We start from the raw sequence: 1,649 nt of genomic DNA, 5'->3' as shown, positions 1-1,649 counted from the left end.
ATTACGTCAGCCTCGGCCGCGACGTGGAAAGCCAGGTGCTGGCCCGGGCGATCCATGCCCATATCCACCGCCGGGTGTTCCTGAACGGCAACAAGACGGTGGTCTTCCCGGCGAGCCCGGGAGAATACGCCTCCGAGCGGATGGGTTGAGGTCCAAGGGCGATGGGGGCGCTGCCCCCGCCGCCCTGACAGGCGCCTCCCCCGGGATATTTTCGGCCAGAAAAGGCGGGGAACCGGAATCAGCCCGGGGGGCCGTCGCCGCTCGAGGTGGTGAACCGGTCGCGGTATTCGCGTGGCGTCAGGGAGAACCGGCGGCTGAAGACCTTGCGCATCTGGTCGTCGGAGGAGAAGCCCACCCGGTGGGCAATCGTTTTCAGCGGCAGGCTGGTTTCCAGCAGCAGCGTGGTGGCGCGTTCGCAGCGCGCGTCGGTCAGATAGTCCGACGGGCTCTGCCCCACTTCGCGGATGAAGTGGCGGACGAAGTTGCGCTCGCTCATCCCGGCGCGCTGCGCCAGATCGCTGGTCAGCAGCTTGCGGTCCAGATTGGCGTGAATCCAGGTCTGGATATCGGCCATGCCCGAGCGCGCCGGCATCTCCCGGGTCAGGAAAGAGCTGAACTGAGACTGGCCGCCGGGGCGCTTGAGATAGATCACCATGTCGCGGGCCACCGACAGCGCCAGATCGCGGCCGAAATCCTGTTCCACGAAGGCCAGCGCCAGGTCGATGGCGGCGGTGACCCCGGCGGAGGTATAGAGATTGGCCTCGCGCAGGAAGATCGCATCGGCATTGACGCGGATCTCCGGGTAGCGTTGTTGCAGCCGGGCGGCGACGCTCCAATGCGTGGTGGCCTTGCCGCCGGTCAGCAGACCGGCCTCGGCCAGAAAGAAGGTGCCGGTGCAGAGCGACGCGAAGCGCCGCACGGTGGCGGCGGTGCTGCGGCACCAGTCGACGATCTGGCCGTTGTCCGCCAGCGCGGTTTCGATATCGAGCGCGCCGGCGATGATCACCGTGTCGCCGGGGCGGCAGTCGGCCAACGCCACCGGCGCCTCCAGGCTCAGCGCGCAGTCGGAGACCACCGGGCCGGGGTGCGGGGTGACCAGATGCACATCGTAGCGTGCCGGATGCGAAGCCGCCGCCAGATAGCGGTTCGCCGCGGTGAAGACGTTCACCGGGCCCACCGCCTCCATGATCTTGAAGCCGGGATAGATGACGATATCGACCTGCAGCCCGGGCGCCCCCTTCTGCGGGTCGGCGGGCGGCGAAGCGATCGGGGCGGTGGGCATGGGGGTCGGGTCCTTGGCGTCGCTGCGGCGTGATCTGGGGGTTAATTGTCCGGATTCGCCTGAACGTCCAGATGGCGCAGCGCCTCAGGATGTCGCAAACCCACCTTAACGCAGCTTTCCGCCATCGTGCAGTCCCTGTCGGGGCCGGGCGCGGGCGGGGGGATTTGCGTCTTTTGGCGCTTCTGCCTGAGGGCGCCGCCGCAGACCCGTCAGGCGCCGACAGATTTTCAGAAAGAGGATGAAACCATGCGAACGCGAGCCGCGGTAGCGCTTGAAGCGGGCAAGCCGCTTGAGATCATGGAAGTGAACCTGGATGGCCCGAAGGCGGGCGAGGTTCTGGTGGAGATCAAGGCCACGGGCCTGTGTC

Annotated in this window: 1 protein-coding gene and 2 pseudogenes; 2 read left to right on the top strand and 1 reads right to left on the bottom strand. The window is 67.3% G+C overall.

Going from position 1 to position 1,649, the window contains the following annotated elements; translation table 11 throughout:
- A pseudogene (gene purU, locus QO033_RS25195) lies at positions 1 to 149 on the top strand (formyltetrahydrofolate deformylase); the annotation flags it as partial.
- Positions 150 to 238: 89 nt separating this feature from the next.
- On the opposite strand, the gene QO033_RS25190 reads toward purU, so the two are convergent.
- Entirely contained in the window at positions 239 to 1,282 is a 1,044-nt protein-coding gene (locus tag QO033_RS25190) for a GlxA family transcriptional regulator (protein ID WP_284483436.1), read from the bottom strand.
- Between the two features lie 246 nt (positions 1,283 to 1,528).
- Here QO033_RS25190 and QO033_RS25185 point away from each other — a divergent pair.
- Positions 1,529 to 1,649, top strand: a pseudogene (locus tag QO033_RS25185) (S-(hydroxymethyl)glutathione dehydrogenase); the annotation flags it as partial.

This window comes from Pseudodonghicola flavimaris (assembly GCF_030164425.1).
Taxonomy (GTDB): Bacteria; Pseudomonadota; Alphaproteobacteria; order Rhodobacterales; family Rhodobacteraceae; genus Pseudodonghicola; species Pseudodonghicola flavimaris.
This window is presented reverse-complemented; position numbering and strand designations above follow the sequence as displayed.

Coding starts and splice junctions, on each gene's coding strand:
- QO033_RS25190 (WP_284483436.1), bottom strand. CDS start 1,282: ATGCCCACCGCCCCGATCGCTTCGCCGCCCGCCGACCCGCAGAAGGGG.